This window comes from Paramicrobacterium fandaimingii, from assembly GCF_011751745.2.
Taxonomy (GTDB): domain Bacteria; phylum Actinomycetota; class Actinomycetes; order Actinomycetales; family Microbacteriaceae; genus Paramicrobacterium; species Paramicrobacterium fandaimingii.
Genome location: NZ_CP061170.1, coordinates 2,036,066 through 2,061,935 on the forward strand (window position 1 = coordinate 2,036,066; position 25,870 = coordinate 2,061,935).

26 protein-coding genes are annotated in these 25,870 nt (G+C 63.0%); 3 read left to right on the plus strand and 23 right to left on the minus strand.

Annotation, left to right across the window (positions count from 1 at the left end):
- Positions 1–59: 59 nt before the first annotated feature.
- The 10 genes from HCR84_RS09860 to HCR84_RS09905 all read right to left on the minus strand — a co-directional run bounded on the left by HCR84_RS09860 (position 60) and on the right by HCR84_RS09905 (position 10,060).
- The gene (locus HCR84_RS09860) at positions 60–620 is read right to left on the minus strand and encodes a regulatory protein RecX (protein ID WP_166981582.1); all 561 of its coding nucleotides are present in this window, start codon (positions 618–620) and stop codon (positions 60–62) included.
- Between the two features lie 53 nt (positions 621–673).
- Positions 674–1,717, minus strand: coding sequence for a recombinase RecA (recA, locus tag HCR84_RS09865; RefSeq protein ID WP_166981579.1), 1,044 nt, complete (start codon positions 1,715–1,717; stop codon positions 674–676).
- 236 nt (positions 1,718–1,953) lie between these two features.
- Positions 1,954–2,178 (minus strand): DUF3046 domain-containing protein, encoded by a 225-nt coding sequence (locus tag HCR84_RS09870; protein WP_166981576.1) that lies wholly within the window; start codon positions 2,176–2,178, stop codon positions 1,954–1,956.
- Between the two features lie 65 nt (positions 2,179–2,243).
- The gene (locus tag HCR84_RS09875) at positions 2,244–2,552 is read right to left on the minus strand and encodes a helix-turn-helix domain-containing protein (protein WP_166981573.1); all 309 of its coding nucleotides are present in this window, start codon (positions 2,550–2,552) and stop codon (positions 2,244–2,246) included.
- A 147-nt stretch (positions 2,553–2,699) separates the two neighbouring features.
- Positions 2,700–3,203, minus strand: a complete 504-nt coding sequence (locus tag HCR84_RS09880; protein WP_166981570.1) for a CinA family protein — start codon at positions 3,201–3,203, stop codon at positions 2,700–2,702.
- Entirely contained in the window at positions 3,200–3,769 is a 570-nt protein-coding gene (gene pgsA / locus HCR84_RS09885; RefSeq protein WP_235940637.1) for a CDP-diacylglycerol--glycerol-3-phosphate 3-phosphatidyltransferase, read from the minus strand. The genes HCR84_RS09880 and pgsA overlap by 4 nt, the downstream gene beginning before the upstream one ends.
- 7 nt (positions 3,770–3,776) lie before the next feature.
- Complete coding sequence (locus tag HCR84_RS09890) at positions 3,777–6,506, minus strand: DNA translocase FtsK (RefSeq protein ID WP_166981567.1); 2,730 nt, start codon at positions 6,504–6,506, stop codon at positions 3,777–3,779.
- A 66-nt stretch (positions 6,507–6,572) separates the two neighbouring features.
- Positions 6,573–8,249 (minus strand): ribonuclease J, encoded by a 1,677-nt coding sequence (locus HCR84_RS09895; RefSeq protein ID WP_166981564.1) that lies wholly within the window; start codon positions 8,247–8,249, stop codon positions 6,573–6,575.
- 39 nt (positions 8,250–8,288) lie between these two features.
- Positions 8,289–9,266 carry a 4-hydroxy-tetrahydrodipicolinate synthase gene (dapA, locus tag HCR84_RS09900; RefSeq protein ID WP_166981560.1) on the minus strand — a complete coding sequence of 326 codons (978 nt, stop codon included), beginning with the start codon at positions 9,264–9,266 and terminating at the stop codon, positions 8,289–8,291.
- Positions 9,267–9,298: 32 nt separating this feature from the next.
- Positions 9,299–10,060, minus strand: a complete 762-nt coding sequence (locus tag HCR84_RS09905; RefSeq protein WP_166981557.1) for an SDR family NAD(P)-dependent oxidoreductase — start codon at positions 10,058–10,060, stop codon at positions 9,299–9,301.
- 117 nt (positions 10,061–10,177) lie between these two features.
- On the opposite strand from HCR84_RS09905, the gene HCR84_RS09910 reads away from it, so the two are divergent.
- Entirely contained in the window at positions 10,178–10,606 is a 429-nt protein-coding gene (locus HCR84_RS09910) for an OsmC family peroxiredoxin (RefSeq protein WP_166981553.1), read from the plus strand.
- Between the two features lie 28 nt (positions 10,607–10,634).
- On the opposite strand, the gene HCR84_RS09915 is transcribed toward HCR84_RS09910, so the two are convergent.
- Both HCR84_RS09915 and dapB read right to left on the minus strand, forming a co-directional pair.
- Positions 10,635–11,090 carry a hypothetical protein gene (locus HCR84_RS09915; protein ID WP_166981550.1) on the minus strand — a complete coding sequence of 152 codons (456 nt, stop codon included), beginning with the start codon at positions 11,088–11,090 and terminating at the stop codon, positions 10,635–10,637.
- Positions 11,087–11,824 (minus strand): 4-hydroxy-tetrahydrodipicolinate reductase, encoded by a 738-nt coding sequence (dapB, locus tag HCR84_RS09920; RefSeq protein WP_166981546.1) that lies wholly within the window; start codon positions 11,822–11,824, stop codon positions 11,087–11,089. Before dapB ends, HCR84_RS09915 begins: the two co-directional genes overlap by 4 nt.
- Positions 11,825–11,862: 38 nt before the next feature.
- Here dapB and HCR84_RS09925 point away from each other — a divergent pair, with 38 nt between their 5' ends.
- Positions 11,863–12,336 (plus strand): GNAT family N-acetyltransferase, encoded by a 474-nt coding sequence (locus HCR84_RS09925; protein WP_235940638.1) that lies wholly within the window; start codon positions 11,863–11,865, stop codon positions 12,334–12,336.
- Here the strand turns inward: HCR84_RS09925 and HCR84_RS09930 are convergent.
- From HCR84_RS09930 to HCR84_RS09965, 8 genes are read right to left on the minus strand one after another with little or no spacing between them, the layout of a single operon-like run.
- Positions 12,325–12,927, minus strand: a complete 603-nt coding sequence (locus tag HCR84_RS09930) for a histidine phosphatase family protein (protein ID WP_166981543.1) — start codon at positions 12,925–12,927, stop codon at positions 12,325–12,327. The genes HCR84_RS09925 and HCR84_RS09930 overlap by 12 nt on opposite strands.
- Positions 12,928–12,934: 7 nt before the next feature.
- On the minus strand, positions 12,935–14,299 hold the full coding sequence (locus tag HCR84_RS09935; protein WP_166981540.1) for a M16 family metallopeptidase: 1,365 nt from the start codon (positions 14,297–14,299) through the stop codon (positions 12,935–12,937).
- Positions 14,300–14,337: 38 nt separating this feature from the next.
- The gene (locus HCR84_RS09940; RefSeq protein ID WP_244972459.1) at positions 14,338–15,378 is read right to left on the minus strand and encodes an aldo/keto reductase; all 1,041 of its coding nucleotides are present in this window, start codon (positions 15,376–15,378) and stop codon (positions 14,338–14,340) included.
- 59 nt (positions 15,379–15,437) lie between these two features.
- Positions 15,438–16,307, minus strand: coding sequence for an HpcH/HpaI aldolase/citrate lyase family protein (locus tag HCR84_RS09945; RefSeq protein WP_166981537.1), 870 nt, complete (start codon positions 16,305–16,307; stop codon positions 15,438–15,440).
- Complete coding sequence (locus HCR84_RS09950) at positions 16,304–16,783, minus strand: MaoC family dehydratase (RefSeq protein ID WP_166981534.1); 480 nt, start codon at positions 16,781–16,783, stop codon at positions 16,304–16,306. Before HCR84_RS09950 ends, HCR84_RS09945 begins: the two co-directional genes overlap by 4 nt.
- A gap of 14 nt (positions 16,784–16,797) precedes the next feature.
- The gene (locus HCR84_RS09955) at positions 16,798–17,964 is read right to left on the minus strand and encodes an acyl-CoA dehydrogenase family protein (RefSeq protein ID WP_166981531.1); all 1,167 of its coding nucleotides are present in this window, start codon (positions 17,962–17,964) and stop codon (positions 16,798–16,800) included.
- Positions 17,961–19,973: an acetyl/propionyl/methylcrotonyl-CoA carboxylase subunit alpha gene (locus tag HCR84_RS09960; RefSeq protein ID WP_218043568.1), complete on the minus strand. Its 2,013-nt coding sequence runs from the start codon at positions 19,971–19,973 to the stop codon at positions 17,961–17,963. Before HCR84_RS09960 ends, HCR84_RS09955 begins: the two co-directional genes overlap by 4 nt.
- On the minus strand, positions 19,973–21,580 hold the full coding sequence (locus tag HCR84_RS09965; RefSeq protein ID WP_166981528.1) for a carboxyl transferase domain-containing protein: 1,608 nt from the start codon (positions 21,578–21,580) through the stop codon (positions 19,973–19,975). The genes HCR84_RS09960 and HCR84_RS09965 overlap by 1 nt, the downstream gene beginning before the upstream one ends.
- Before the next feature lie 119 nt (positions 21,581–21,699).
- Here HCR84_RS09965 and HCR84_RS09970 point away from each other — a divergent pair, with 119 nt between their 5' ends.
- Entirely contained in the window at positions 21,700–22,293 is a 594-nt protein-coding gene (locus tag HCR84_RS09970; RefSeq protein WP_166981525.1) for a TetR/AcrR family transcriptional regulator, read from the plus strand.
- Positions 22,294–22,333: 40 nt separating this feature from the next.
- Here HCR84_RS09970 and HCR84_RS09975 read toward each other — a convergent pair whose 3' ends face one another.
- From HCR84_RS09975 to pdhA, 3 genes are read right to left on the minus strand one after another with little or no spacing between them, the layout of a single operon-like run.
- Entirely contained in the window at positions 22,334–23,674 is a 1,341-nt protein-coding gene (locus HCR84_RS09975) for a dihydrolipoamide acetyltransferase family protein (RefSeq protein ID WP_166981522.1), read from the minus strand.
- A complete protein-coding gene (locus tag HCR84_RS09980) occupies positions 23,671–24,717 on the minus strand; it encodes an alpha-ketoacid dehydrogenase subunit beta (protein WP_195706626.1) in 1,047 nt (348 codons plus the stop codon). The genes HCR84_RS09975 and HCR84_RS09980 overlap by 4 nt, the downstream gene beginning before the upstream one ends.
- A complete protein-coding gene (gene pdhA / locus HCR84_RS09985) occupies positions 24,717–25,808 on the minus strand; it encodes a pyruvate dehydrogenase (acetyl-transferring) E1 component subunit alpha (protein ID WP_166981519.1) in 1,092 nt (363 codons plus the stop codon). The genes HCR84_RS09980 and pdhA overlap by 1 nt, the downstream gene beginning before the upstream one ends.
- Positions 25,809–25,870: the final 62 nt, after the last annotated feature.

The window sequence follows — 25,870 nt, forward strand, 5'->3', positions numbered from 1 at the left end:
CCCTAGTTTACGTCTGCCGTCCCGTGCGCGCAGAATCGTCGCGGGTGGGACCCCGCCTGTCAGAGGAATCGCACGTTGCTGCGCCGCTCTGCGCGTGCGGACGCCACAGCCTCGCGCACGATCGACCCGGAGTAGCCACGACGGGCAAGATACCCGGTCAGGCGCCTGTCGAACGTTACGTCATCGAGAGAGTGAAGCTGCGCCCCGCGCTTGAGTGCGAGTTCGATTGCCTGAGTCTGTTCACGGTCATCGGAGATGTCGTCGAGGGCAGCGTCCGCGATCTCGCGGCTGATCCCTCGCGCCGACATCTCGCGCGCGACGATCGCTCGGCTCTTCCCTCGTGATTCAGAGAGACGGTGGACCATCTCTTCGGCGACGCGCGCGTCGTCGACGTAGCCCAGGTCACGCATGCGCTCGAGAACGGCGTGTGCCTGCGCGTCGTCGCCGCCCCGGTCGTGTACCCGCTGACTCACTTCTTTCTCGGTCAGTCCTCGCCGCCCCAACGCCCTGACGACGGCAGCCTCCAGTGCCTCCTGAGTCGGGGCATCCTCTTCTGGGTCAACGCACGGCGCAGGTTCGTCACGGCCGGTATCGCGCCGGTGACGGGAAAGATCCGTCACCGGCGCAATGTCACCGTGCTCGTCCGATGTGGGTCGGAACGAGACCATGGAGATCAGGCCCCTCGACGTGCAGCGAGCTCGTCGGCATCTTCGCCTTCGGACGCGTCAAGCCCGAGCTTGCTTCTGATGCGTGATTCGATTTCCGCTGCGATGTCGGGATTATTCAGCAGGAATGTCCGGGCGTTCTCCTTGCCCTGTCCCAGTTGATCCCCCTCGTAGGTGTACCAGGCGCCAGATTTCTTGACGATCTGGTGCTCGACGCCAAAGTCGATCAGGCTGCCTTCCCTTGAGATTCCCGTTCCATAGAGAATGTCAAATTCTGCCTGCTTGAACGGCGGAGCCATCTTGTTCTTGACGACTTTGACGCGCGTGCGGTTGCCGACGGCTTCTCCGCCATCCTTCAGCGTCTCAATGCGACGAATGTCCAGGCGTACTGATGCGTAGAACTTCAGTGCTTTGCCGCCGGCAGTCGTCTCGGGGCTTCCGAAGAAGACACCGATCTTCTCGCGCAGCTGGTTGATGAAGATCATTGTCGTTCCGGTCTGGTTGAGCCCACCGGTGAGCTTTCTGAGAGCCTGCGACATGAGGCGGGCCTGCAGGCCGACGTGGGAGTCGCCCATCTCGCCTTCGATCTCGGCCCGTGGGACGAGAGCGGCGACAGAGTCGATCACCACGAGGTCGATTGCTCCAGAGCGCACAAGCATGTCGGCGATCTCGAGGGCCTGCTCACCCGTGTCGGGCTGCGACACGAGGAGCGCGTCGATGTCGACGCCGAGCTTCTTCGCATACTCGGGATCGAGTGCGTGCTCTGCGTCGACGAACGCAGCGATTCCGCCCGCTGCCTGAGCGTTTGCGATCGCGTGCAGTGTCAGTGTCGTCTTACCGCTGGACTCCGGGCCGTAGATCTCGACGATGCGACCTCTCGGCAGTCCGCCGACCCCTAGTGCGACGTCGAGCGCAACGGAACCGGTGGCAATCACCGAAACGGGTGCGCGCTCGTCGCTGCCGAGGCGCATGACGGAGCCTTTTCCGAATTGACGATCAATTTGCGCGAGAGCTGTTTCCAGTGACTTCTCGCGATCTGCTGAAGCTGCCATGAGCTGCGTCTCCTTCATTCTTGTGTTCGGTGCGCCTATAGGCTGTCGCGCCCGGATAAAACCGGTGCTCCGACAAGGCTGGAGCGACGGCCGCGGATGGAAACGACTGTACGGGCGGTCTCCGACATTGTTCCGGCTGACCGACCGTGCAGTGGATAACTCGTCTGCGACGGCTCTTGTGGAGAGCGTAACACCATTCGAAGCTGTGTTCGATGAAGATTCTGCGGCGTGTTGGATTACTCGCGCGGACTTGGCAGCCCGACGCCGCTGCGGCGTTCGGCGGGGACGTCTGTCGCATCGCACAGCGCCGCCCAGACATCGCGAGGGCGCTCGCCCTCGTCGAGCGCCTGGTGCGCTGTGCGTCCGCCCAAGGTGGAGAGCACGAGGTCGCGAACGACGACCCGCCCATACGCATCGCCGAATTCCGTCGCGACAGCGTAGTTGAACTCGCTCAGTTTCACGATTCTCCCTGCAGAGAAAAGGCGTCCCCGAAAAAACGGGAACGCCCACTCTCATATTCTTCGTGTCAGCGCGTCACCAGATCGGCATCCAGCTCAGCGACAAGCGCATCGGGAATGGTGTCGGGAATCGGGTCGATGCCCTCGATAACCGCGAGACGGTCACCAACCTCCCGCATGACCACCGAGATCGGCGTCTCGAGTGCCTCGGCAACCGACGCGAGAATTTCGCTCGATGCCTCTTTCTGGCCCCGCTCCACCTCGCTCAGGTAGCCAAGAGCGACACTTGCCTTACTCGCCACCTGCCGGAGCGTATGCCCCTTCTGCAGACGGAAGTCACGAAGAACGTCTCCGATTTCCTGTCGAACAAGAACCATGAGACCCTTCCTTTCTGCTCGTCATCTTGACGGCCGCTCCGCTGCTGGATCGATAACACTACTACATACCAGCTTAGTGATCGCCGTTCGCTTTACGCCTGATGTTTCCGTGTGAGTCTGCGATGTATAACCGAGCGAATCCGCTCACTATTCCCTTGGCGCTCCCGCGTGGAGCACTATTTCGACGATGAGGTTGAGGGCGGCTGTCACCGAGCCTGCTCTCACCGCGTCGCGGTCACCACTCAGTTTCAACGCCCGCACCGCGCTGCCGTGTTCGCTGTCTACCGCGATGTACACGGTTCCCGGCTCATGCGCACCGTCTGCGTCGGGGCCCGCAACTCCCGTCGTCGACACCCCGATATCGGCCCGGCGCCCCTCAACGGCGACGGCGTCACGGACTCCCGCGGCCATCTCCGCAGCCACCCGCGGGTGAACGGCGCCCTCGGCCGCAAGAAGGCCGGCATCGACGTGCAGCACACGGGCCTTCACGGGCGTTGCATACGCGATGACACCGCCGAGCACGACCGCCGACGCTCCCGCTGGCCTGATCAGTTCGGCGCAGAGAGCACCGCCCGTGAGTGATTCCGCCACGCCAATGGTCAATCCGCTCTCTGTGAGGGAACGGATGAGCAGGGCGGTGCGGTCTGTCATGAACGGCGAGCCCTCGCCGCCGTGATGATGTAGTCGGCACCGCTGGCGAGAGTGAGGATCACGGCAATCCACATGAGCGTGCCGTTTACCCAGAAAATCCACTCGCCGACGAGGGTCCAGAGCGGAACCAATGCGAACGAGATGGCAATTCCTTGAAAGACCGTCTTGAGCTTTCCCATCCAGGCCGCCGCTACAACTGCTTCGTGCCGAATGATCATGCGATGCACGGTGATGCCGACCTCACGCACGAGAACGACGATCGTCACCCACCACGGAAGCTCGGCCAAGATGGACAGGCCGATGAGGGCCGCTCCGGTGAGAATCTTGTCTGCAATGGGGTCGAGCAGTTTGCCCAGGTCGGTGACAAGGCCTCGGGATCGCGCAATGTGGCCGTCGATTCCATCGGTGGCGATGCCCACGATGAAGAGGATGCCGGCAGTCCAGCGCAATGCGGCATCCGTCCCCCCGTCGATCAAGAGCAGCGCGACGAAGACGGGGGCAGCCAGAATGCGAATGATCGTTATCGCATTCGGAAGGTTCAGCGCACGGGGAGATGATGTGGTCACAAGTCGATTATTCCCGATCCGTCAGTTGCCACGCATCTTCTGGCTCGTCGGCGTTGACGGTCTCGTAGCCGTCGTACTGCTGCTCAACCGGGTCTGTCGCTGGGGCGCTGGGCTGCGACCCGTCAGGGCCGGGCTGCGAACCGGGCCCCGAACTCGGCGGCTCTTCGCCCTTGAGCCGAGCCAGAACCGACGGCAGCTGCTCCTTGCTCACGAGAACGTCGCGAGCCTTCGACCCTTCGGAGGGGCCGACGATGTCGCGGGATTCCATGAGGTCCATGATGCGACCGGCCTTGGCGAATCCGACGCGCAGCTTGCGCTGGAGCATCGACGTCGATCCAAACTGAGTGTTGACGACGAGTTCGACGGCGGCGACCAGAACATCGAGATCGGGGCCGATGTCTGCATCGATCTCCTTCTTCTCGACAACCTGCTGCACGTCTCTGCGATACTCGGGCCGAGCCTGCGCCGTGACGTGCGCGACGACCTTCTCGATCTCGCTTTCGTTGACCCAGGCCCCCTGCACGCGGATCGGCTTCGACGACCCCATCGGCTGAAACAGGGCGTCGCCCTGCCCGATGAGCTTGTCTGCGCCCGACTGGTCGAGAATGACGCGTGAATCGGTGACGCTGGTGACCGCGAACGCAAGCCTCGACGGCACGTTCGCCTTGATCAGACCGGTGACCACGTCGACAGATGGCCGCTGGGTGGCAAGCACAAGGTGAATTCCGGATGCTCGCGCGAGCTGTGTGATGCGCACGATCGAGGACTCCACGTCACGTGGGGCGACGAGCATCAGGTCGGCGAGCTCGTCGACGACGACAAGCAGGTAGGGATATGGCTTGAGCACGCGCTCACTGCCCGCGGGCAGTTCGATCTCGCCATTCACGATCGCCTTGTTGAAGTCGTCGATATGGCGGTAGCCGAAACTCGCCAGATCGTCGTACCGCATATCCATCTCCTTCACGACCCACTCGAGGGCTTCTGCCGCCTTCTTCGGGTTCGTGATGATGGGGGTGATCAAGTGCGGAACTCCCGCGTACGGCGCGAGTTCGACCCGCTTCGGGTCGACGAGCACCATGCGCACCTCGCTGGGCTTGGCGCGCATGAGAAGGCTCGTGATCATGGAGTTTACGAAACTCGATTTACCTGAACCCGTAGAGCCGGCGACGAGCAGGTGGGGCATCTTCGCGAGGTTCGCAAGAACGAAGCCCCCGCCGACATCCTTGCCAACGCCGATGGTCATCGGGTGGGTGGCATTTGTGGCGGCTGACGAACGGAGCACATCGCCCAGCGCGACGATCTCTTTGTCAGCGTTGGGAATCTCGAGTCCGATCGCGCTCTTGCCCGGGATGGGCGAAAGAATGCGAATCTCGTTTGAGGCAACAGCGTAGGCGAGGTTCTTCGACAGCGCCGTGACGCGCTCCACCTTGACTCCCGAGCCCAGTTCGATCTCGTATTGCGTGACAGTTGGGCCTCGCGAAAAGCCGGTCACCGTGGCGTTTACCTTGAACTGATCGAACACGCCGGAGATCGCGGCGACAACCTGATCGTTGACCGCCGACCGCGATTTCGCCGGGGCGCCTGCAGCGAGCGTCGCCGTAGACGGAAGCCGGTAGGGGTGTTCCGCGTCTGTTGGTTTTGCCGGTGCGGCTTCGTCTCCGCGCAGAGCAAGCGTCTGCATGTCGGGAAGATCGTCCGTGCTGTTGTCTCCGCCATCACCGTGGATGCCGCGGGATTCCGCACCGGGAGTGAACCCGGATACCGCGGACTCTGCGGCGCTGAGGTCGTCCATAACGTTCGTCGGGGCGAAGCTGGGGCGCTCTGGCTCCTGCACGACGGGAGAGTCGTAGGCGTTCTCCGCCGGGCCAGGCGACAGAAGCTCCGTCATGTCGTCGGTCAGGGCGTTGCTGCCCGAGTCCGTCTCGCGCCCGCTCTTGTTGCGTCGCCACCAGGGCACGGACTCGTCACCCGAGGCATCCTGACCGTCTGACTCTGCGCTCTTCGCTGTCGCCGCCTCGTCGGGGTCAATTCCGAACATCCAGGCGGTGAACTGCCGAATCCGCTGCGGAATCTTGGTTGGCGGTGTCTTGGTGACGATGAACAGTCCGAGAACGCCGATCAGCCCGAGCACGATCGTCGCGCCGATCGATGTGATCAGGAACACTAGCGGAGCGCCGACCATCCATCCGAGAAGGCCTCCGGCATCGGAGAGTGCGGGGAGCCCGCCTGCACCGGGTGACGGGTGGTCGCTCACCGCGTGGCAGACGCCCGTGATCGAGAGCACGAGAAGACCGAGCCCGATTCCGACCCGGCCGTTGTCGTTGACCGGATTGGGATTGCGGAAAAGCCAGACGGCAAGCAGCAGCATCACGACAGGCAGAGCAAACGCCAGACGGCCGAACAAGCCGCCGAACGTCCATTCGTCCAGTGTCTGTGCGAGTGGATCGTTCACTCCGAACCATTCGACGACCATGCCGGCGATGGCGAGAAGAAGAATAAAGAACGGGATGCCGTCTCGGCGCTGGTCCTTCTCGATCTTCTCCGGTCCAAGAGCACGCGCGGCGCCGCCGGCCACATGGGCGAGCCCAAGCCAGGCCCTCACGAGAATGTTTGCGCTCGCAGACTCGGGTTCCGGTTCGATCTTCTTCGTCTTCGCTGTTGTCGTGCGGGCGCGCGAAGCACCGCCGTCGCTTGTCTTCTTGCGACTGCGGCCGGAGGACTTAGTGCCTGGAGCCATGTCTCCACGGTACCGGTGAGGTGGCGCTCTTCCCGGTATTGACGCGGAAGTTCGCCCAGACTGGACCTACGCCTCGATAACGAGCGGAACAATCATGGGGCGGCGACGATACGAGTTATTCACCCAGCGGCCAACAGTGCGCCGCACCACCTGCTGCAGAGCATGCTGGTCACGAACGCCGTTGCCGACAGCCTCGGTGAGTGCTGCCTCGATCTTGGGTCGCACCTTGTCGAAGACCGCGTCGTCTTCGGCGAAGCCGCGCGCGTGGATCTCGGGCCCTGTGACGACACGCCCCGTCTGAGATTCGACGACGACGATGATCGAGATGAAGCCCTCTTCGCCGAGGATCCTGCGATCCTTGAGGTCGGAATCGGTGATCTCGCCGACTGTCGCGCCGTCGACGTATACGAAACCGATGTCGACCTGGCCGACAACATCGACTTTTCCGTCTCGCAGGTCGAGAACGGTGCCGTTCTCAGCGACAAACGTGTTCTCCTCGGGGATGCCTGTGTCGTGAGCGAGCTTCGCGTTCGCGATGAGGTGACGATATTCGCCGTGAACCGGGAGCACGTTCTTCGGCTTGAGGATGTTGTAGCAGTAGAGGAGCTCTCCTGCAGCCGCGTGACCGGAGACGTGCACCTTCGCGTTTCCCTTGTGCACGACGTTCGCACCCAGCTTGGTCAGCCCGTCGATAACGCGATAGATGGCGCTCTCGTTTCCCGGGATCTGGCTCGACGCGAGAATGACGGTGTCACCCTCCCCCGGCTCGATTGCGTGGTCAAGGTTGGCCATGCGGCTCAGCACGGCCATCGGCTCGCCCTGTGACCCGGTCGACATGTAGACAATCTGGTCGTCGGGAATGTCTTTCGCCTTCTTGTAGTCGATCAGAACGCCGTCGGGGACGCGGAGGTACCCCAGTTCCGCCGCGATCGTCATATTGCGCAGCATCGAGCGACCGAGCAGCGCAACGCGACGGCCGTTTGCGTGAGCGGCATCCAAAACCTGCTGCACCCGGTGCACATGACTGGAGAAGCTCGCGACGATTACACGCCGGGGAGCCTTCGCGATCACCTGTTCGAGCACGGGCCCGATCGATCGCTCGAGCGGGGTGAACCCGGGTACGTCGGCGTTTGTCGAGTCAACGAGAAAGAGATCGACGCCGGTGTCGGCAAGCCGAGCAAAGCTGCCCAGATCGGTGATGCGCCCGTCAAGAGGAAGCTGATCCATCTTGAAATCGCCCGTGGCCAGCACCGTTCCGGCCTCCGTCTTGATAGCGACGGCAAGTGCATCGGGAATCGAGTGATTGACGGCAATGAACTCGAGGTCGAAGGGCCCCAGCTTTTCGTGCTGACCTTCTGTGACCGTCAGGCTGTAGGGCTTGATGCGATGCTCTTTAAGCTTCGCCTCCGTGAGGGCGAGCGTCAGGCCGGAGCCGATGATCGGAATGTCGGAGCGAAGTCGCAGAAGGTACGGAACGGCGCCGATGTGGTCTTCGTGGCCGTGAGTGAGCACGAGGCCGACGACATCGTCGAGACGGTCCTTGATCGGGGACATGTCGGGCAGGATGAGGTCAACGCCCGGCTGGTATTCCTCGGGGAAGAGAACGCCGCAGTCCACGATGAGGAGCTTGCCGTCAATCTCGAAGGTTGTCATGTTGCGACCGATCTCGCCGAGCCCTCCGACCGGCATCACCCTGAGGGTGCCTTGTGGGAGCGCGGGCGGATCGATTACGGCATTGGGCATAAGCCCTCCTTGATTCTGTTGTCGTCTGGATTGTGCGCGTCAGCGCGTGGTGCCGTGCACCTTGGGTAGCGCACCGCCAGCCGCCGCGTTGCGGTCGGGGCGGAAGTTTGTGAAGTCGGCGCCGTCGATGTCGTGGGCGAAGGCAAGATCGTCTTCAATGCGGGCTGCCTCGGACTCTTCGGGACCCACGAGGGGCAGTCGTACACGCGGACTCTGAATTCGCCCGAGACCGTGGAGAATGTATTTCGCCGACACCGTTCCCGGCACATGCGTCATGACGGCGCGCACGAGCGGCTCGACGCCCTTGTGCGCGGCCGTTGCCGTCGCGAGATCGCCGGCGTTCACGGCATCCACCATCTGCCTGTATGGGCGTGCGGTGATATTGGCTGTGACGCCGATGAGGCCCGTTGCGCCGATGGACAAGTGCGGGAGTGCGTTGGCATCGTCGCCAGAGAAGTACATGAGATCTGTCTGATTGAGCACGCGACTGACCTCGGAGAAATTGCCCTTTGCATCTTTGACAGCTCGGATGTTCGGGTGCGTCGCCGCGCGCAGAATTGTCTCGTAGGTGATCGGCACACCCGTGCGACCGGGAATGTCATACAGAATCACGGGAAGGTCCGTGGCGTCGGCGATCAACCGGAAGTGGGTGAGAATGCCCGCCTGCGTTGGCTTGTTGTAGTACGGAGTGACGATCATGACCCCGTCTGCCCCGACGCGTTCACTCTCTTTGTAGAGCTCGATTGCGTGCGCCGTCTCGTTGGAGCCGCCGCCCGTGATGATCTTGGCGCGGCCCGCCGCGACAGACTTGCCGACCTCGACAAGCCGAATCTTCTCAGGGTCGGTGAGCGTGGAGGTTTCCCCCGTCGTACCGGTGACGACGATGCCGTCCGCACCCTGGCTGATGACATCGTCGATCTGCTTCTCGACGCCGGGCCAGTCGACTTCGCCATCGGCGGTGAACGGAGTCACCAGCGCAACGAGGACCTGGCCGAAGGGATTCTCTGCGTTCGTCACCTTCCTAGAGTACCGGCTCCCCCTCGGTTCAGTCACCGGCCTCGTGCGGCGAGACGCTGCGAAAGCGCTGACGGAACGATGCGGCTCGCCGAGACCAGCGCGCGATAGCGCAGGGAGGGGATCGACACCGCACGGCCCCGCCCAGCGTCCTTGAGCGCCGTCGCCACAACAGCGTCGGCGTCAAGCCACATCCACGAAGGGATGTCGTCGAGACTCGCCCCGAGCCGCTGGTGAAACTCCGTGTGCACAAACCCCGGGCACACGGCCGTCACGTGAACCCCGCGAGGCCGGTACTGATTGTTCGCCCATCGTGACATCGAGACGATCCACGACTTCACGGCACCGTACGTGCCTCGGGGAGTGAATGCTGAGACGCTCGCCACGTTGATGATGGTGCCGGCGCCACGATTGAGCATGGTGGGAAGCGCTGCGTGCATCAGTCGCATCGGCGTGCGCACGTGGATGTCGAGATGCTTCTCTTCTTCGTCGATCGTCGCGCGATCGAATGGCCGCTTCAAACCGAAACCGGCATTGTTCACCAGCACCCTGAGCGGCCGCCCGGCGACGCGAGATTCGACCGCGGAAAGCCCCTCGGGTGTCACCAGATCTGCGGCGATGATCTCGACGGGAAGTGCGTACCGGGAGATCAGGTCCGCCTGTACCTCGTGCAGCCGAACACGGTCTCGAGCGACGAGAACAAGGCCGAACCCGCGACGAGCGAGCTGCTCGGAGAATTGCAACCCGAGGCCCGACGTCGCGCCGGTCACCAACGCTGTTTCATCGCCTCGTGCCATTCGCACCTCCTCAGGAGTCATCGTAGCGAACCCGTCGCTATGCGACCTGCGAATGGTTAGGCTCGAGGTACAGAGATTCGCCACGAGGGTGCGCTGCACCCAATGAACGGAGGAAGCATGGCTGTCACAAGCGAAGCCACCACAGTGTGGAACGGCACCCTTTTCGAAGGGAACGGTACGGTGTCGCTCGATTCGTCCAAGAGCGCCTCACTTGCTGTCGATTGGAAGGCGCGCTCCGAGGGCTCAGAGAGCACGACGACCCCGGAGGAGCTGCTGGGCGCAGCGCACGCAGCGTGCTTCTCGATGGCCTTTTCGAACACGCTCGTCGATGCCGGGTTCCCGCCCGAGAGCATTCAGACGACGGCTGCCGTGACGTTCGACCCCTCGGGGCCGAAGATCACCGGAAGCCACCTTCTGGTGAACGCCAAGGTCCCGAACATCGGCGACGAGGAGTTTCAACGTCTCGCCGAGGCCGCGAAGGGCGGCTGCCCCGTGTCTCAGGCTCTCGCCGGAGTTGAGATCACGCTCGAGGCAAGTCTCGCCTGACGCGTCATTGTTTGCGGGCCGATCGGTTTTACCGGTCGGCCCGCTTTGCATCTGCGTCGTGAAGGCGAATAGCTCGACGCACGGCAGCACGCGCGCGTCGTGAATCTCCAGCCCCCCGATAGAGGATCCCGAGCCGAAACCACGCCCGCCAATTCTCCGGCTCGGCTTCTGCGTGGGCCTTGTAGGTGGGGAATGCCGCATCCGCTGCCGAACGCTCCACTCGTCCGCTCGGAAGAACAGGGAGATCGGCCGGCGTCTCGCCCGCGGCGTCGAGCTCGTCCGCGAGTCGACCTGATTTGATGCCGAACTGAAGTTCCATGGCAAGAGCCCAGACCCCGATGATCGGAAGAACGATGAGTGCGACGCCGATTGCGACCGCGATCGGCACCCCGGTGAGTACGAACTGCACGGCTCGCTGGCCGACGAGGGCAAGATACAGAACGAGCACGGCGGCCATGACGATCGCGCCCGTACGAGCTTTCATGAGCGGTTGATTCCGAGATCGAGAACATTCTCCAGACCGACGACCACTCCGTGCACCGTCGCGACGGCTTCGAGAGACACCCGGATGCCGCGTTCATACGCGCTGGGATCGATTGTGTCGTGCACGATGCTCAGGGTCTCGCCGTCGCCGCCCAAAAGGGTCTCTTGCCGTGCGACGATCCCATGACGACGCAGGCTGTGAACGGGAATGCCTGCGACCTCCTGCCCCCGCGCACGCTGCTCGGTGTGCGGTGCTTCGACGGGGCCGAGGCCATCGCGAGCGGCAGCCATGAGCTCCGCGGTGCGGACGGCCGTTCCGCTCGGAGAATCCGCTTTCGACGCTCTGTGGCTCTCGACGATCTCGATCGATGAGTAGAAGCGGGCCGCGATTGTGGCAAAGGTTGTGCCGAGAACGGAGCCGAGCGAAAAGTTGGGAATGATCAGCACCCCGCCTTCGGCAGGAAGCGCAGCGCCCAGCTCCGAGATTCGCTGCGCCGACCAACCCGATGTGCCGGTCAGAACCCGAGAACCGTTCTTTGTCGCGTGCTCGACGACGGCGCCGCTGGCTTCTGGATGCGTCACGTCAACAACAAGATCCGCGCCGTCCAGCTCGCTGAGGTCGCTCGATCTCCCGAGGCGCGCGACCACCTCGAACCCGTCCATGTCGGCGAGAACCGAGTCGATCTGCCTGCCCATCTTGCCCCGTGCCCCGGCCAATGCAACGCGTGTCGTCATTGCTCCAATCTATCAACCAGCGGTCGTAGAATCGCACAGTGACAACAGTACGGCGCTCCCCCGTCTCCACAGCCGATGCGACAATGCTGCTCGACGAGTATTTCGATGCTCGTCGAAGCGGGCACCCGGGCGGCGGATACGTGACCTCGACGCCGCTGCCAGAGAATTTTGAACCGCCAACGGGTGAGTTCGTCATTCTCTATGACGGCGTCCTCCCACTCGGCTGCGGTGGTGTACGCGCGCTCTCGCCCGACCGGTTCGAGATCAAACATCTCTACGTGCGCCCAGAAACGCGCGGACGTGGGCTGGGACGGCTGCTCGTCGGCGAGCTCGAGCAGATTGCCGCATCGCTCGGTGCACACGACGTCGTGCTCGACACACATGCGTCACTTGATGCGGCGAATGGACTGTACCGTTCTTGCGGATACACGGAAATTGACGCGTACAACGCGAACCCGAACGCCACTACCTGGTTCACAAAGCGTCTGACAACAGCATCCTCACACGGGTAGCTGTTCGGGAAGCCCCGTTCTCAATTCGACGGGGAGATGCGCGAGATCGTTGTGGGTCAGAAGCGTCCACGGCCGCCCCGGTTTGCGCTGGATGATCGTCAGACCGCAATGCGCCTGGTCAAGTGTCATCCATCGCCATTCGGGCGCGCCGAGCACTTCGCGAACAAACCAGGCGATCACAAAGTTGTGCGTGATCAGCAGATCGTGGCTCTCGCCCTTCTTCGGTCCGAGAAACTCGGCAACAGCATCCGCCATCTGCGCTCTGCCTGCCGCGATCTCGTCTTCGGTCACCGCACCGAAGAACGGGTGATACGCCGCTGGCGTCTCGTCGCCCTCACCCGTGGGAATGCAATCGAACAAGAGCGATGACGGCTCGAGCTCGAGGGCCGGAAGCCGCTCGCCGATGATCGACGCGGTCTCTGCTGCGCGCTGCAGCGGAGAGTGACGGGCACTCGTGAACGGAACACCGCCGAGGCGCTGCGAGAGCATCTCTGCCTGCCGTCGACCGCGCGGCGACAACGGCCCATCTGGCAGTCCATGCTCGGCGTCCTGCTGCTCCCCGTGTCTGACGAGGTACACATACTGCGACACGTGCGAATCACTCCTTGCTTGTCACGACGTCGGCGAAGAGATCGTCATCGACCGCTCCGACAGCGACGATTGATTGCGGTTGCGCCACGAGCCGTGCTGCCATGGTGGCAATGTCGGCTGCCGTGACGCTCGCAAGCCGACGAAGATTCTCATCAAGATCGAGGTATTCGCCGAGGGTGATCTCTGCCCGCCCCAGCAGTGACATGCGCACGTCGGAATCTTCGAGACTGAGTGCGGCTCGGCCAGAAAGCTGACCGTAGGCCCGCGCGAGCTCCTCATCGCCGACAGGAACGTCGGCGAGTTTCTGCAGCTCGGCCTGCATCAGCTGTGCGACGTCTGCCGCATTGCGCGGAGAGCACGCTGCATACATGCCCTGCATACCCGCATCTGAATGCGCTCCAGCGAAGGAATAGACAGAATAGGCGAGCCCGCGCCGTTCGCGAATCTCGGTGAAGAGCCGACTCGACATTCCGCCGCCGAGGATCGCGTTGAGCATGCTGAGGATCACCCGATCGGGGTCGCTGGCCACGAGACCGGGCATGCCCAGCATGAGATGCACCTGCTCGATGGGCCGGGCGATCGTCTGCAGTCGACGGGTGCCCGAGAATGCGTCGGGGCCCTGCGGTCGCCTGGCAACCGGCGTCGCGTCGGGATCGAGCTCCCACTGTGCTCCCGCAAGCGATTGATTCACCAGAGCGACGAGATCGTCATGGTCGACGGCGCCGGCAACCGAGATCACGAGCTCGTCCGGTCGATAGTGATGACGGTAGTGATCCCACACACCGCTGCGCGTCGCCTGCTCGATCGTCTCGGGCGTTCCCCCGACAGGGCGACCGAGCGGGTGGGTGCCGAAAACCGATTCGAACAGCGCGTTTCCGGCAACGTCACCTGGATCGTCTGAGGCATGGCTGAGCTCTTCAAGAATGACGCCGCGCTCGGTTTCGAACTCGCCGTCGTCGATCACGGAATTCGTCACCATATCGGCGAGAACGCCGATGGCCATTGGCAGGTCTCGGTCGCGCACCTTCGCGTAGTAGCACGTGAACTCTTTGGCTGTCATTGCATTGCTGTCGCCGCCGACCGAGTCGAAGGCCACAGCGATGTCGAGAGCGCTCCGGGTTGGAGTGCCCTTGAAGAGAAGGTGCTCAAGAAAGTGAGTCGATCCCTGCCCAGACACGGGGCTCTGAGCCAGGTATTCGTCGCGCGATCCGACGGCCACCCAGAACCCGATCGTTGCGCTGCGAGCGCCTGGGACGGACTCACTGAGAACTCGGATGCCGCCCGGAAGGATGCTGCGTCGAATTCGGGTTCCACCGGCCGCCTCGAAATCCAGCTCGGGCAGATCAAGGGGGAAGGGCACGGCAGCGTTCATCGACTCCAGCCTAGTCGGCTCGGCCGCGCGTCGTGACGTCAACTGCGAGATGCGCGATCGAGTTCGAGGAGCTGTGACCTGCTGAGCGCGATTCGCGGCGCAGCGACGAGAGCCTCTACTTGGTTGGGCTCTGACGCGCTCACGACGGGAGCGCACACCGCTTTGCGTGTGAGGAGCCAGGCCAGCGCAATTGTCGCTGGGCCCACACCGTGTGCTGCGCCGACGGAGTCGAGTGCGCGCAGAATCCGCATGCCTCGTCTGTTGAAATGCGCCGATGCCCGCGTCGCTCTCGTCGTTCCTGTGAAGTCTGCCTTCGAGCGGTACTTGCCCGTGAGAAATCCGCTGGCTAGCGCGAAATACGGCATGACGGCCAAGTCTTGTCCTCGAGCGACGAGTGCCCTGTCGCCCTCGAAGTCGGTACGGTTCGCGAGACTGTATTCCGTTTCGAAGGCAACGATTCTCGGGTATCCGGCGGCAGCGAGGATGCGTGCCTGGATGAGCCTGTCGACAGGAAGCCCTGAGGCCCCGACGGCACGAACCTTGCCGGCGTCGATGAGGTCGCGCACAGAGCCAAGCGTCTCTTCAAGAGGTGTGCTTGGGTCGTCCTCGTGAAGGTAGAGCAGGTCGATTCGGTCGGTTCCGAGGCGTTCGAGGCTCGCGTTGACGGCCGCGGTGACCGTCGTGCGAGCAAGACCACGGTAGTCGGCGTGGCGCCCGATCTTCGTTGCCACAACCATGTCGTCGCGATTGCCGCGTCGCCGCAGCCAGCGCCCGATCTGCACTTCGCTGAGTCCCGAAGCATAGCTGTCTGCCGTGTCGATGAAATTTCCGCCCGCGGCCGCGTATCTGTCGAGGATCCCTTCGGTGTCGTCTGCACTGGCCGTCCATCCGAAGACGCTGCCTCCGATAGCCACGGGGAACACCGCAAGATCGGTGTCGGCGATTAGCCTCCGCACCGGCATGGCGACGGTGGGCGTATCGACGTCTGCCGTGTTTGTTGTCTGCAGCGCGCGATGATCGTGCGGGCGAAGCTCCGCCACACGCTGTGAACCTTCACCGCTCATGTGCTGTACGTTCATGAGCCCCTCCCGCTGCTGCACGTCAGCATCCCCCGATGCCTTTCCCTGACTCTAGATCATCACAGCGATGTCTCACCGCTCGGCGTGCCGACATCGTGAAGTCGTGACCCATTCGAGACGCCGTCGCGCTGTGTACGGCGAAGCACCTGCTCGGCGTGCCGAAGCACGGGCGTGTCGACCATCTGACCGCGAAACCGGAATGCCCCGGTTCTTCCCTTTGCCTCATCGAGCAGAGCACGCGACCACTCACGCTGCGCGGGGGTGGGCCGGTAGCCATCGCGAATCACCGAGACCTGACTGGGGTGGATGCACGCCGTCGCGGCGAAACCGCAGGCAACGGCATCCTCGACCTCGGTCTCGAGCCCTGCGCGATCGTCGATGTCGAGATGCACGGCATCGATCGCCGCCTTGCCCGCCGATCCTGCCGCAAGCAGCACACGAGAGCGCGCGTGCGCCGCAACGTCTCGATACCGGCCGTCAGGGCGTCTGCTCCCGCTGCCGCCGAGAGACGCGATGAGATCTTCCGCGCCCCACATCAGTGCGACGACCGTCGACATCTGGGCAAGCTTCTCGGCGATCATGATTCCGCTGGCTGTCTCACACAACGCGATGACCTTGTACCCGTTCAGGCGTTCGACGTGGTCTGTGCGCTCGGTCTTTGACAACATGACAGTTCGATATTGAGTGGAGCGCAGAGCCTCGATGTCGTGCAGAAAGTCGGCGGTATCTGCCGGGTTCACACGCACAATCGTCGTCGCCGGGTCGAGTGGATGCTCTCGAAGAGCGTCACGCGCGGCATCACGCGATTCGGGGTCGACACCATCTTCGAAGTCGAGGATGACAGCATCCGCTCGGTCTCGGGCCTTGTCGAACCTCTCGGGGCGATCCGCCGGGCAGAAGAGAAGCGATGGACCCATTCGAAATGTCATGGCTGTGCTCCCTTTGACCAGACGAGAGTGCTGCGAACGGCAGTCGCGACAACCTCATCATTCTGATTTCGCCCCGTGTGCTCGAGAGTCACGATTCCCTGCCCGACACGGGACTTCGACAGCCGCTTCGCCGTGACGATCGTCTCTGCGTACAGCGTGTCGCCGTGATGCATGGGAAGCGGAAAGGCGATCTTCTCAAACCCGAGGTTGGCGACGATCGTTCCCTGCGTCAGCTGCGCGACCGAGAGCCCAACGAGAGTCGAGAGCGTCAGCATCGAGTTGACGAGCCGCTCGCCGAACGGCTGCTCTGCACTCCACGCCGCGTCGAGGTGCAGCGACTGCGTGTTCATGCTGAGCGTTGTGAAGAGCACGTTGTCGGCCTCGGTGATTGTACGGCCCGGTCGGTGTCGATAGCACGTCCGCTCATCGAACTCCTCAAAGTAGAGTCCGCGCTGCTCTTCGATCCGACGCTCCATTGTCGCCTCCACTTCTATTCTACGAGCCCGAGCTCGCGAGCGACGATCATCAATTGAACTTCTGTTGTGCCCTCGCCGATCTCGAGAACCTTGGAGTCACGGTAGTGACGGCCGACGGCGTTCTCATTGAGAAATCCGTAGCCTCCCCAGATCTGGCTGGCGTCACGCGCGTTCGCCATTGCCGCTTCGCTCGCGCTGAGCTTGGCGAGGGACGCCTCCTTCTTGAAGGGCTTCCCCGCCATGAGAAGAGAACACGCGTGGTAGTACGCCAATCGTGCCGAATGTGCACGCTCCTCCATTCGGGCGATCATAAACGCGATGTGCTGATTCGAGCCGATCGCTGTGCCGAACACATTCCGTGATTTCGCGTAGGAGATCGCCTGCTCAAGGCACCCTTGAGCAGCGCCGGTGCACAGCGCGGCAAAGGCAACTCGGCCTTCATCGAGAATCGAGAGAAAGTTGGCGAACCCGCGCCCGCGCTCCCCGAGGAGGTTCTCTTCTGGCACCCGAAGGTCATCGAAGCTGAGCGGGTGCGTGTCTGACGTGTGCCATCCCAGCTTGTCGTAGGCGGGGTGAACCGTCAGGCCGTCTGCCGGGGTCGGAACGAGAATCGATGACAGCTCCGGCACCGTTCCACCCCGCGATGACGTGCGGCTGCCCGTCACAGCCGTGACCGTGATCAGCCGTGTGATGGGCGTGCCTGAATTGGTGATGAACTGCTTCGTTCCGTTGATCACCCATTCGCCGTCGATCATCTCGGCCGTCGTCTTCGTCGCTCCGGCATCTGAGCCCGCTTCGGCCTCTGTGAGCCCAAATGCGGCGAGCGCTTTGCCTGACGTCAGCTGCGGCAGAAACCGCTCGCGCTGCGCATCGGTGCCGAAGCGATAGACCGGCATCGCGCCGAGGCCGACTCCGGCCTCGAGTGTCACGCCGATCGACTGGTCGACTCGAGAGAGCTGCTCAACAGCGAGGCAGAGTGACAGGTAGTCCTTGCCTCGCCCTCCGAACTCGACGGGAAATGGCAGACCGAAGAGCCCCATCTCGGCCATCTGATCGATGATCTCGAGTGGCAAGCGCCGTTCGGTGTCGTAGCTGTAGGCGGCGGGGGCAATCACCGTGTCGGCGAAGTCCTTCACCGTCTGCGCAAGTTCGAGGTGATCCTCGTCGAGCTCGATGTTCACGCGTTGTCTCCTTCATTGTGTGCGTCCTTGTGGGACTCGTCTGCATTGCCCGCGTTGTCTGGGGCAATGATTGTCGCGACGATGGCGTCCTTCGCCACCGTCTGGTTGAGGGATGCCGCACGGGTTACCGTTCCGGCAATGGGCGCGACGATGCGGTGTTCCATCTTCATCGCCTCGATCACGAGCACCGTGTCGCCCGCGGCGACGGTGTCTCCGTCGGCGACCGATACGGCGACGATCGTTCCGGGCATCGGCGAGCGCAGCTCTGGTTCCACACGCGTGCTGTCTGCTCGTGCCGCCCGTGCGCTGTCTCGGTCAACGAGAATGAATTCCCGTGCCTCGTGTCCGTCGTGAATCCAGATGCTCTCGCCGATCTGCATAACAGCAACTGTCGAAATCTCACCGTCGATCTCAACCTGACGCTCGAGTCCGTCGCCATGAATGCTCGCCGCACGCTCATCGACGCGCGCGGCCTCTGGCGGGCCCGAGACGGTCATCGTGCGCTCATCTCCGCCACACCGCATCCGCGTGTCAATTGCTCGCGCGGGAGCTCCGAGCCTCCACCCGCTGGGCGTCGCCCACGGGTCCGCCCCGGCGCCGCGCCACCGTGACTGGTGCACGGCAAGGGCAACAGCAGCCCAGACGCGTCCGTTGACGCTGTCGGCCTCGCCGTCTGGAATCCGCGAGTCGATCGTCGTCGTGTCCATCTTTCCTGCACGCACATCTGCATCGGTGACCAGACTGTGAAGAAATGACGTGTTCGTTGTGACACCGAAGACAACAGTCTTCTCGAGTGCGCGGCCGAGTCTCTCGAGCGCCCTTTCGCGTGTGTCGTCGTACGCGATGATCTTTGCCAGCATTGGGTCGTAGTCGGAGCCGACGACGGTTCCTCGTTCGATTCCGCTGTCGACGCGAACGTCGCGGGGGAACGCGACATGCGCGACGGTTCCTGCCTGGGGAAGAAAGTTGGAGTCTTCGGCGTAGAGACGAGCTTCAACGGCATGGCCGGTCAGCGAAATGTCGTCCTGCGCGAGAGCAAGCGGCTCTCCCGCCGCAATGTGCAACTGCTGCTCCACCAGATCGATGCCCGTCACCGCTTCGGTCACGGGGTGCTCCACCTGCAGACGCGTATTCATCTCCATGAAGAAGAATTCGTCTGGTGCGTCGGCCGACACGAGAAACTCAACAGTTCCCGCACCCGTGTAATCGACACTGCGCGCAACATCGCACGCTGCACGGCCAATGCGTTCCCGCGTCGCCTCATCGAGCAACGACGAGGGTGCCTCTTCGATCACCTTCTGATGTCGTCTCTGCAGCGAGCACTCCCGTTCTCCCACGTGCAACACTGTTCCGAGCGTGTCGGCGAGCACCTGCACCTCAATGTGCCGTGGCGACGTGATCAGTCGCTCGACGAACAGAGTGTCGTCGCCGAAGGCCGCAGACGCAACGCGTCGAGCTGCGCTGAGAGCCTCCGGCATGTCTTCGGGGCGGTGTACGTCAATCATTCCCTTGCCCCCGCCGCCTGCGGAGGGCTTCACGAGCACCGGGTACCCGATCGTATTCGCAGCTTCGACAAGTTGGTCATCTGTCATGCCGGGCACCGCGCGCCCCGGAATGCCACGAACTCCATCTGCTTCGACGCGCTGCTTCGCCCGAATCTTGTCGCCCATAATCTCTGTCGCGTGCGGCTCCGGGCCGATGTAGGTGAGTCCCGCGGCTGCGCAGGCGGCGGCGAAGCGTGAGTTCTCCGAGAGAAATCCGTACCCGGGGTGCACGGCATCAGCGCCCGAGCGACGCGCAGCATCGATCACGCGATCAATGTTGAGATAGCTCTCGGATGCTCGAGCGGGTCCGAGCCGCACGGAGCTGTCTGCTGCGCGAACATGGGCAGCAGTGGCGTCCGCGTCGCTGTACACGGCAACGGAACGGATGCCGAGGCGCCGCAGCGTCCGGATTATGCGTACGGCGATCTCGCCTCTGTTCGCGATCAAGACAGTTTGAAACATCATCACATCCTGAATAGGCCGAAGCCGGAATCATCGAGCGGGCTGCGTGCGCTGACGTCGAGGGCGAGCCCGAGCACCGTGCGGGTCTGACCCGGGTCGATGATGCCGTCGTCCCACAAGCGGGCGGTGGAATAGTACGGACTGCCCTGATTCTCATATTGCTCGCGGATCGGCGCTCGGAATGCCTGCTCTTCGTCGTCGCTCCAGGTCTCGCCGCGTTTCGTCATGCCATCGCGTTTCACCGTTGCCAGCACTTCCGACGCCTGCTGCCCGCCCATGACCGAGATGCGAGCGGCGGGCCACATCCAGAGAAAACGAGGCGAATACGCCCGCCCGCACATCGAGTAGTTGCCAGCCCCAAACGAGCCTCCGATCACGACGGTGAGCTTGGGGACTCTGGTTGTCGCAACGGCCGTGACCATTTTTGCCCCGTGCTTGGCGATGCCGCCCGCCTCGTACTCACGGCCCACCATGAATCCCGAGATGTTCTGCAGAAACACCAAGGGAATTCCCCGCTGGTCGCAGAGCTCGATGAAGTGCGCTCCCTTGAGTGCGGACTCCGAGAACAGCACACCGTTATTCGCGATGATGCCGACAGGATGCCCATGGATGTGGGCGAACCCCGTCACGAGGGTGGTCCCATATTCACGTTTGAACTCGTGAAAGCCGCTGGCGTCAACGATGCGAGCGACGACCTCTCGGACGTCGTATGACTCATGCAGGTCGACAGGAACAACGTCGTAGATCGAACCGGCGTCGACGGCGGGCTCACTGCTTTCGCTGACGGCCCACGCCGGTGGAGGGTTCTGCGGAAGAGTGCTCACGATGTCGCGCACAATGCGCAACGCATCGTCATCGTCGTCGGCAAGATGGTCTGTCACCCCGCTGATGCGCGAATGAGTGTCGCCGCCTCCGAGCTCTTCGGCCGAGACAACCTCCCCCGTTGCCGCTTTCACGAGGGGCGGGCCCCCGAGGAAGATCGTTCCCTGTTCGCGGACGATCACCGTCTCGTCGCTCATCGCGGGCACGTAGGCACCACCCGCTGTACACGAGCCGAGCACCGCAGCGATCTGGGGAATTCCCGCCGCGGACATCTGCGCTTGGTTATAGAAGATTCGCCCAAAGTGGTCACGATCGGGAAACACGTCGTCCTGCATCGGCAGAAATGCTCCGCCCGAGTCGACGAGGCTGATGCAGGGAAGCCTGTTCTGCTCGGCGATCTCCTGCGCTCGAAGATGCTTCTTCACCGTCATCGGGTAGTACGTGCCGCCCTTGACCGTCGCATCGTTGCAGATGACCATCACGTGACGGCCGTGCACGACACCGATCCCCGCGACGACGCCAGCGCTGGGCGAAGCGCCGTCATAGAGTCCGTCGGCCGCGAGCGGCGCGACCTCGAGAAACGGGCTCCCCTCGTCGAGGAGCCGATCGATGCGATCGCGAGGCAGAAGCTTGCCACGCGCGACGTGACGATCTCGCGCGCGTTCGTTCCCGCCGCGGCGAACGGAGCTCAATCGCTCGGTGAGTTCGCCGACAAGCGATTGCTGCGCTGCGGCATTGCGCTTCGCTCCGTCAGATGACGGGTCGATGGCTGTGGTCAGAGTGTGCATGACTCCCCTGTGGTCGACGATGACCGATTTCAGTTAGCGAGCATTAACTCGCCTTCTCTTAGGTTAGTATTCAATAACTGAAGTGTCCAGTGCCAGCAGACAGCCAGAGGAGGCCGGGCATGTCAGAGAAGCCACACGGGCGCAGCGACGCGAAGAACAAGCGAAGGCTCTCGCTCCTCGATGCTGCGGCCGCTCTGTTTTCGGAACATGGCTTCAATGGCGTCTCGATGGAAGACCTCGGCACCGCCGTCGGCGTTTCGGGCCCGGCCGTTTACCGTCATTTTCCCAGCAAGCAGGCAGTCCTTGCTGAGCTGCTCATCGGCGTCAGCACTGACCTGCTCGAGGGCGGATCACTCGAAACGCAACGCGCTCCGGAGGGCGATCTCGCTTTGCGTGCGCTGATCGAATTCCACGTCGACTTCGCAATACGCAATACAGACGTCATCCGGGTGCATGACCGCGATCGCAGCGCGCTTTCGCCACACGATGCACACACGGTACGGCTCCTTCAGAGGCAGTATGTCGAGCTGTGGGTCTCGCTTCTCGAGCGACTTTCTCCCGATGCCGACGTCGCCGAGTTGCGCGTGCGCGCACACGCGGCCTTCGGTCTCATGAACTCAACGCCCTACTCCGTCCGTCGCCGTGGTGCGGCAAGGGCGGATCGGCTGCGGGCATTGCTCGAGCGCATGAGCTACGCCGCCCTCACGAGCTGAGGTCACGAAGCATCAGACGAGCGCCTCGTGACCTCTCCGCTCAGAGAAGCGTGAGTGCCGTGCCTGGGTCGTTCAGCACACGCGCGACATCGACAAGAAAGCGTGACGCCTGCTCCCCGTCGACGATGCGGTGATCAAAGGACATGCTGAGCGTCATGACGTCGCGCAGCGCGATCTCGTCATTGTGCTCCCACGGCCGGCGGCGCACGGCCCCCGCCGCGAGGATCGCGGACTGCCCCGGTGTGAGGATGGGAGTTCCCGCATCCACGCCGAAGACGCCGACGTTCGTCAGCGTCATTGTTCCGCCCGACATATCCGCGGGCTGGGTTCTGCCCTCACGGGCCGTCGCCACAAGGGCTGCGATCGCATCGGCAAGATCAAGCAACCCCATCGCGTCTGCGTTTTTCACAACGGGGACGACGAGTCCTCGATCCGTCGCCGCCGCAACGCCGAGGTTGATGTGGGCGAACTCGATGATCTCCTGTGCGTCCTCGTCCCAGTGAGCGTTCACCGACGGCGTGCGATGTGCCGCGAGCAGCATCGCCTTCGAGACGATCGTCATGACAGTGATGCGGGTCTTCGGGTGCTGCTCTCGCAGCCGTGTCACGAGTTCGCTTGTGCGCGTCACATCGATGGTGATGAACTCACTCGCGTGCGGCGCCGTGAACGCCGACGCCGTCATCGCCGCCGCTGTCGCTTTGCGCACACCCTTAATCGGAATGCGGACGTCTTCGCGATTCCCCTCGTGAGGCACTGCCTGCTCGCGCGCCTGGTCGGTGGAACTGGCCTCTGCTGCCCGCTGAACATCTGCCCGTGTGATGAGCCCTCCTGCTCCCGTGCCGGCAACACCGGTCAGGTCAACGCCGCATTCGCGAGCGAAGATACGAACCGGAGGGGTCGTCCTCGGGCGTTCCGTGCGCTCAGCGCCCACTGCAGAGCCGGCAGTTTCGAGCGATGGCACCGCCGCGGCATCCCACTCCGACGTTTCTGTCGATGTCGCAGCAGTGGCAGACGATGCACTTTCCCACGACCGTCGCCGGCGTTTCGGCGCCGCTCCGCCTTCTTTCTTCGGACCGTACCCAACGAGCACGGGCTCGCGTTCTTGCGTCTCACCGCCATCTTCCGGCTCATCGTCACCACCGTCGAGCTCGAAGGCGATGAGGGGTGCGCCGACCTGCACGGTGGAGCCTTCCTCGGCATAGAGCGTGCGAATCGTTCCGTCGAACGGCGACGGGAGCTCAACGAGAGCCTTCGCCGTTTCAATCTCGGCGATCACTTGATTCACCGTGACGGTGTCGCCCTCGGCGATCTTCCAGCTGGCGATCTCTGACTCTGTAAGCCCCTCGCCGAGGTCGGGGAGGAGAAAGTCCTTGATGCTCATCCGTCAAACCTCCAGCCGCTCAGAGAATTTCGGCGACCCATCGCCCTGTCGACCGCATCCAAAATGCGATCGAGATCGGGGAGAAACTGGTCCTCGAAGGCGGCGGGCGGGTACGGAGTGTCGAATCCGGTCACGCGCTCGGGCGCCGCTTCGAGAAACTCGAAGCAGCGTTCTGTGATCGTCGCGGCGATCTCGGCCCCTAGCCCGGCGAACCGCTGCGCTTCGTGTGCGACCACAAGGCGCCCCGTCACACGCACCGACGCGACAACGGCATCGAAGTCGACGGGCTGAAGCGAGCGCAGATCGATGACCTCAACAGAGACGCCATCATCGGCCGCAGCCGCTGCGACGTTCATCGCTGTCGGTACAAGCGGCCCGTAGGCGACGAGCGTGACATCGGTTCCGCTCGTCAGCACGCGTGCCGAGCTCAGGGGCAGCTCGGGGGTGCTCTCAAGGTCAACCTCACCCTTCATCCAGTAGCGTCGCTTCGGCTCAAAAAAGAGCACGGGGTCGTCACTGGCGATCGCCTGTCGGAGCATTGAATATGCGTCCTGTGGGTTTGCACAGGAAACAACCCGCAGACCCGCGGTGTGAGCGAAGTATGCCTCCGGAGATTCAGAGTGGTGCTCAACTGAGCCGATGCCACCGCCGAACGGCACCCGAATCGTGATCGGCATGCGCACGTCGCCAGCTGTCCGAGCGTGCAGCTTGGCCACCTGGGCGACAATCTGGTCGAATCCGGGATAGATGAACCCATCAAACTGAATTTCGCACACCGGACGGTAGCCGCGGTAGGCGAGCCCGACAGCGGTGCCGATGATGCCGGCTTCCGCGAGCGGGGTGTCGATGACGCGGCGCGGCCCAAACTCCGCTTTGAGCCCGTCGGTCACGCGAAAGACTCCCCCGAGGTCGCCGATGTCTTCCCCCATGAGGATAACCTTGTCATCATCGGAGAGCGCTCGCCTCAACCCTTCGTTTATCGACTTCGACAGGGTAAGTGTGCGCACGTTCTCTGCGGTGTCTGCTGTCTTCTGATCGGTCATCAGCGCTCACCTCCATCGAAAGCCGCAAGATACGCGGCGTGCTGGCTTCGCTGGCGGGCGAGGTGGGCATTGGGCTCGGCGAAGACGGTGTCGAAGAACGACAGCGGTTCCGGCTCGGGAAGAGCTCGAATCGCGGCCCGCAGGTCTTTCGCAACCCGGTCGGCGTGGTCATCGATCGCCTGCATCTGGGCATCGTCGAGCGCCCCGATCTTCATCAGGTAGCGCTTGACACGGTCGAGAGGGTCCTTCGCACGCCATTCTTCGAGTTCCGTTTCCGGCCGATACCTCGTCGGATCATCACTTGTCGTGTGGGGTCCCATGCGGTAGGTGACCGCCTCAATGTAGGTCGGCCCGTTTCCCGACCGCGCCCGATCTGCGGCAATAGCTGTTGCCGCAAAGACGGCGAGCACGTCGTTTCCATCGACACGGATGCTGGGAATGCCGAAGCCCGGCGCACGGTCGGCGATCGGCTTCGTTGTCTGCACGCCGACAGGCTCGGAGATGGCGTAGTGATTGTTCTGGCAGAAGAAGATGACGGGAGCGGAGAAGCTCGCGGCAAAAATCATCGCCTCGTTCACATCGCCCTGGCTTGTCGCACCATCGCCGAAGTAGGCGACCGAAATGTCATCGGACCGATCGAAATCGCAGCCCATGGCGTAGCCAACGGCGTGGAGGGTCTGCGCCCCGATGATGATCGCCGGAGCAGCCATGCTGATGTCGTAGGGGTTCCAGCCGGCGTTCGCGTTTCCGCGCCAGACGGAGATCATCGTCGTCAGGTCGACGCCTCGGCAAAAAGCAACGGCATTCTCGCGATAGCTGCCGAAGACGAAGTCGCTCGGCCGCAATGCGTGGGCAGAGCCAACCTGTGCTGCTTCCTGCCCGAGAAGCGGCGGCCAGAGCCCGATCTCACCCTGTCGCTGCAGTGCTGTGGCTTCGGTGTCAAGCCGTCGGCTGATCAGCATGTCTTCGTAAAGCGAACGCAGTTCGACCGAGCCGATATCGGCGACCCACGGGTCGAAACCCGGGGCATCCACGCGTTCTCCGCGCGGTGTGAGCAGTTGGACATACTCCCCTGAGTGTGTCAGGAGCATTGTCGGACCATGTGTGGTGGACACTATGACACGCGTCTTTCTCTCGTGTTCCGGATGGGTCG

Bases quoted from the DNA above. Each gene is read 5' to 3' on its own strand.
- recA (WP_166981579.1), bottom strand. From the start codon at position 1,717: ATGGCAGCTTCAGCAGATCGCGAGAAGTCACTGGAAACAGCTCTCGCG.
- HCR84_RS09875 (WP_166981573.1), bottom strand. From the start codon at position 2,552: ATGGTTCTTGTTCGACAGGAAATCGGAGACGTTCTTCGTGACTTCCGT.
- HCR84_RS09880 (WP_166981570.1), bottom strand. From the start codon at position 3,203: ATGACAGACCGCACCGCCCTGCTCATCCGTTCCCTCACAGAGAGCGGA.
- HCR84_RS09890 (WP_166981567.1), bottom strand. From the start codon at position 6,506: ATGGCTCCAGGCACTAAGTCCTCCGGCCGCAGTCGCAAGAAGACAAGC.
- HCR84_RS09895 (WP_166981564.1), bottom strand. From the start codon at position 8,249: ATGCCCAATGCCGTAATCGATCCGCCCGCGCTCCCACAAGGCACCCTC.
- HCR84_RS09905 (WP_166981557.1), bottom strand. From the start codon at position 10,060: ATGGCACGAGGCGATGAAACAGCGTTGGTGACCGGCGCGACGTCGGGC.
- HCR84_RS09910 (WP_166981553.1), top strand. From the start codon at position 10,178: ATGGCTGTCACAAGCGAAGCCACCACAGTGTGGAACGGCACCCTTTTC.
- HCR84_RS09915 (WP_166981550.1), bottom strand. From the start codon at position 11,090: ATGAAAGCTCGTACGGGCGCGATCGTCATGGCCGCCGTGCTCGTTCTG.
- dapB (WP_166981546.1), bottom strand. From the start codon at position 11,824: ATGACGACACGCGTTGCATTGGCCGGGGCACGGGGCAAGATGGGCAGG.
- HCR84_RS09935 (WP_166981540.1), bottom strand. From the start codon at position 14,299: ATGAACGCTGCCGTGCCCTTCCCCCTTGATCTGCCCGAGCTGGATTTC.
- HCR84_RS09940 (WP_244972459.1), bottom strand. From the start codon at position 15,378: ATGAACGTACAGCACATGAGCGGTGAAGGTTCACAGCGTGTGGCGGAG.
- HCR84_RS09945 (WP_166981537.1), bottom strand. From the start codon at position 16,307: ATGACATTTCGAATGGGTCCATCGCTTCTCTTCTGCCCGGCGGATCGC.
- HCR84_RS09950 (WP_166981534.1), bottom strand. From the start codon at position 16,783: ATGGAGCGTCGGATCGAAGAGCAGCGCGGACTCTACTTTGAGGAGTTC.
- HCR84_RS09960 (WP_218043568.1), bottom strand. From the start codon at position 19,973: ATGATGTTTCAAACTGTCTTGATCGCGAACAGAGGCGAGATCGCCGTA.
- HCR84_RS09965 (WP_166981528.1), bottom strand. From the start codon at position 21,580: ATGCACACTCTGACCACAGCCATCGACCCGTCATCTGACGGAGCGAAG.
- HCR84_RS09970 (WP_166981525.1), top strand. From the start codon at position 21,700: ATGTCAGAGAAGCCACACGGGCGCAGCGACGCGAAGAACAAGCGAAGG.
- HCR84_RS09975 (WP_166981522.1), bottom strand. From the start codon at position 23,674: ATGAGCATCAAGGACTTTCTCCTCCCCGACCTCGGCGAGGGGCTTACA.
- HCR84_RS09980 (WP_195706626.1), bottom strand. From the start codon at position 24,717: ATGACCGATCAGAAGACAGCAGACACCGCAGAGAACGTGCGCACACTT.
- pdhA (WP_166981519.1), bottom strand. From the start codon at position 25,808: ATGCTCCTGACACACTCAGGGGAGTATGTCCAACTGCTCACACCGCGC.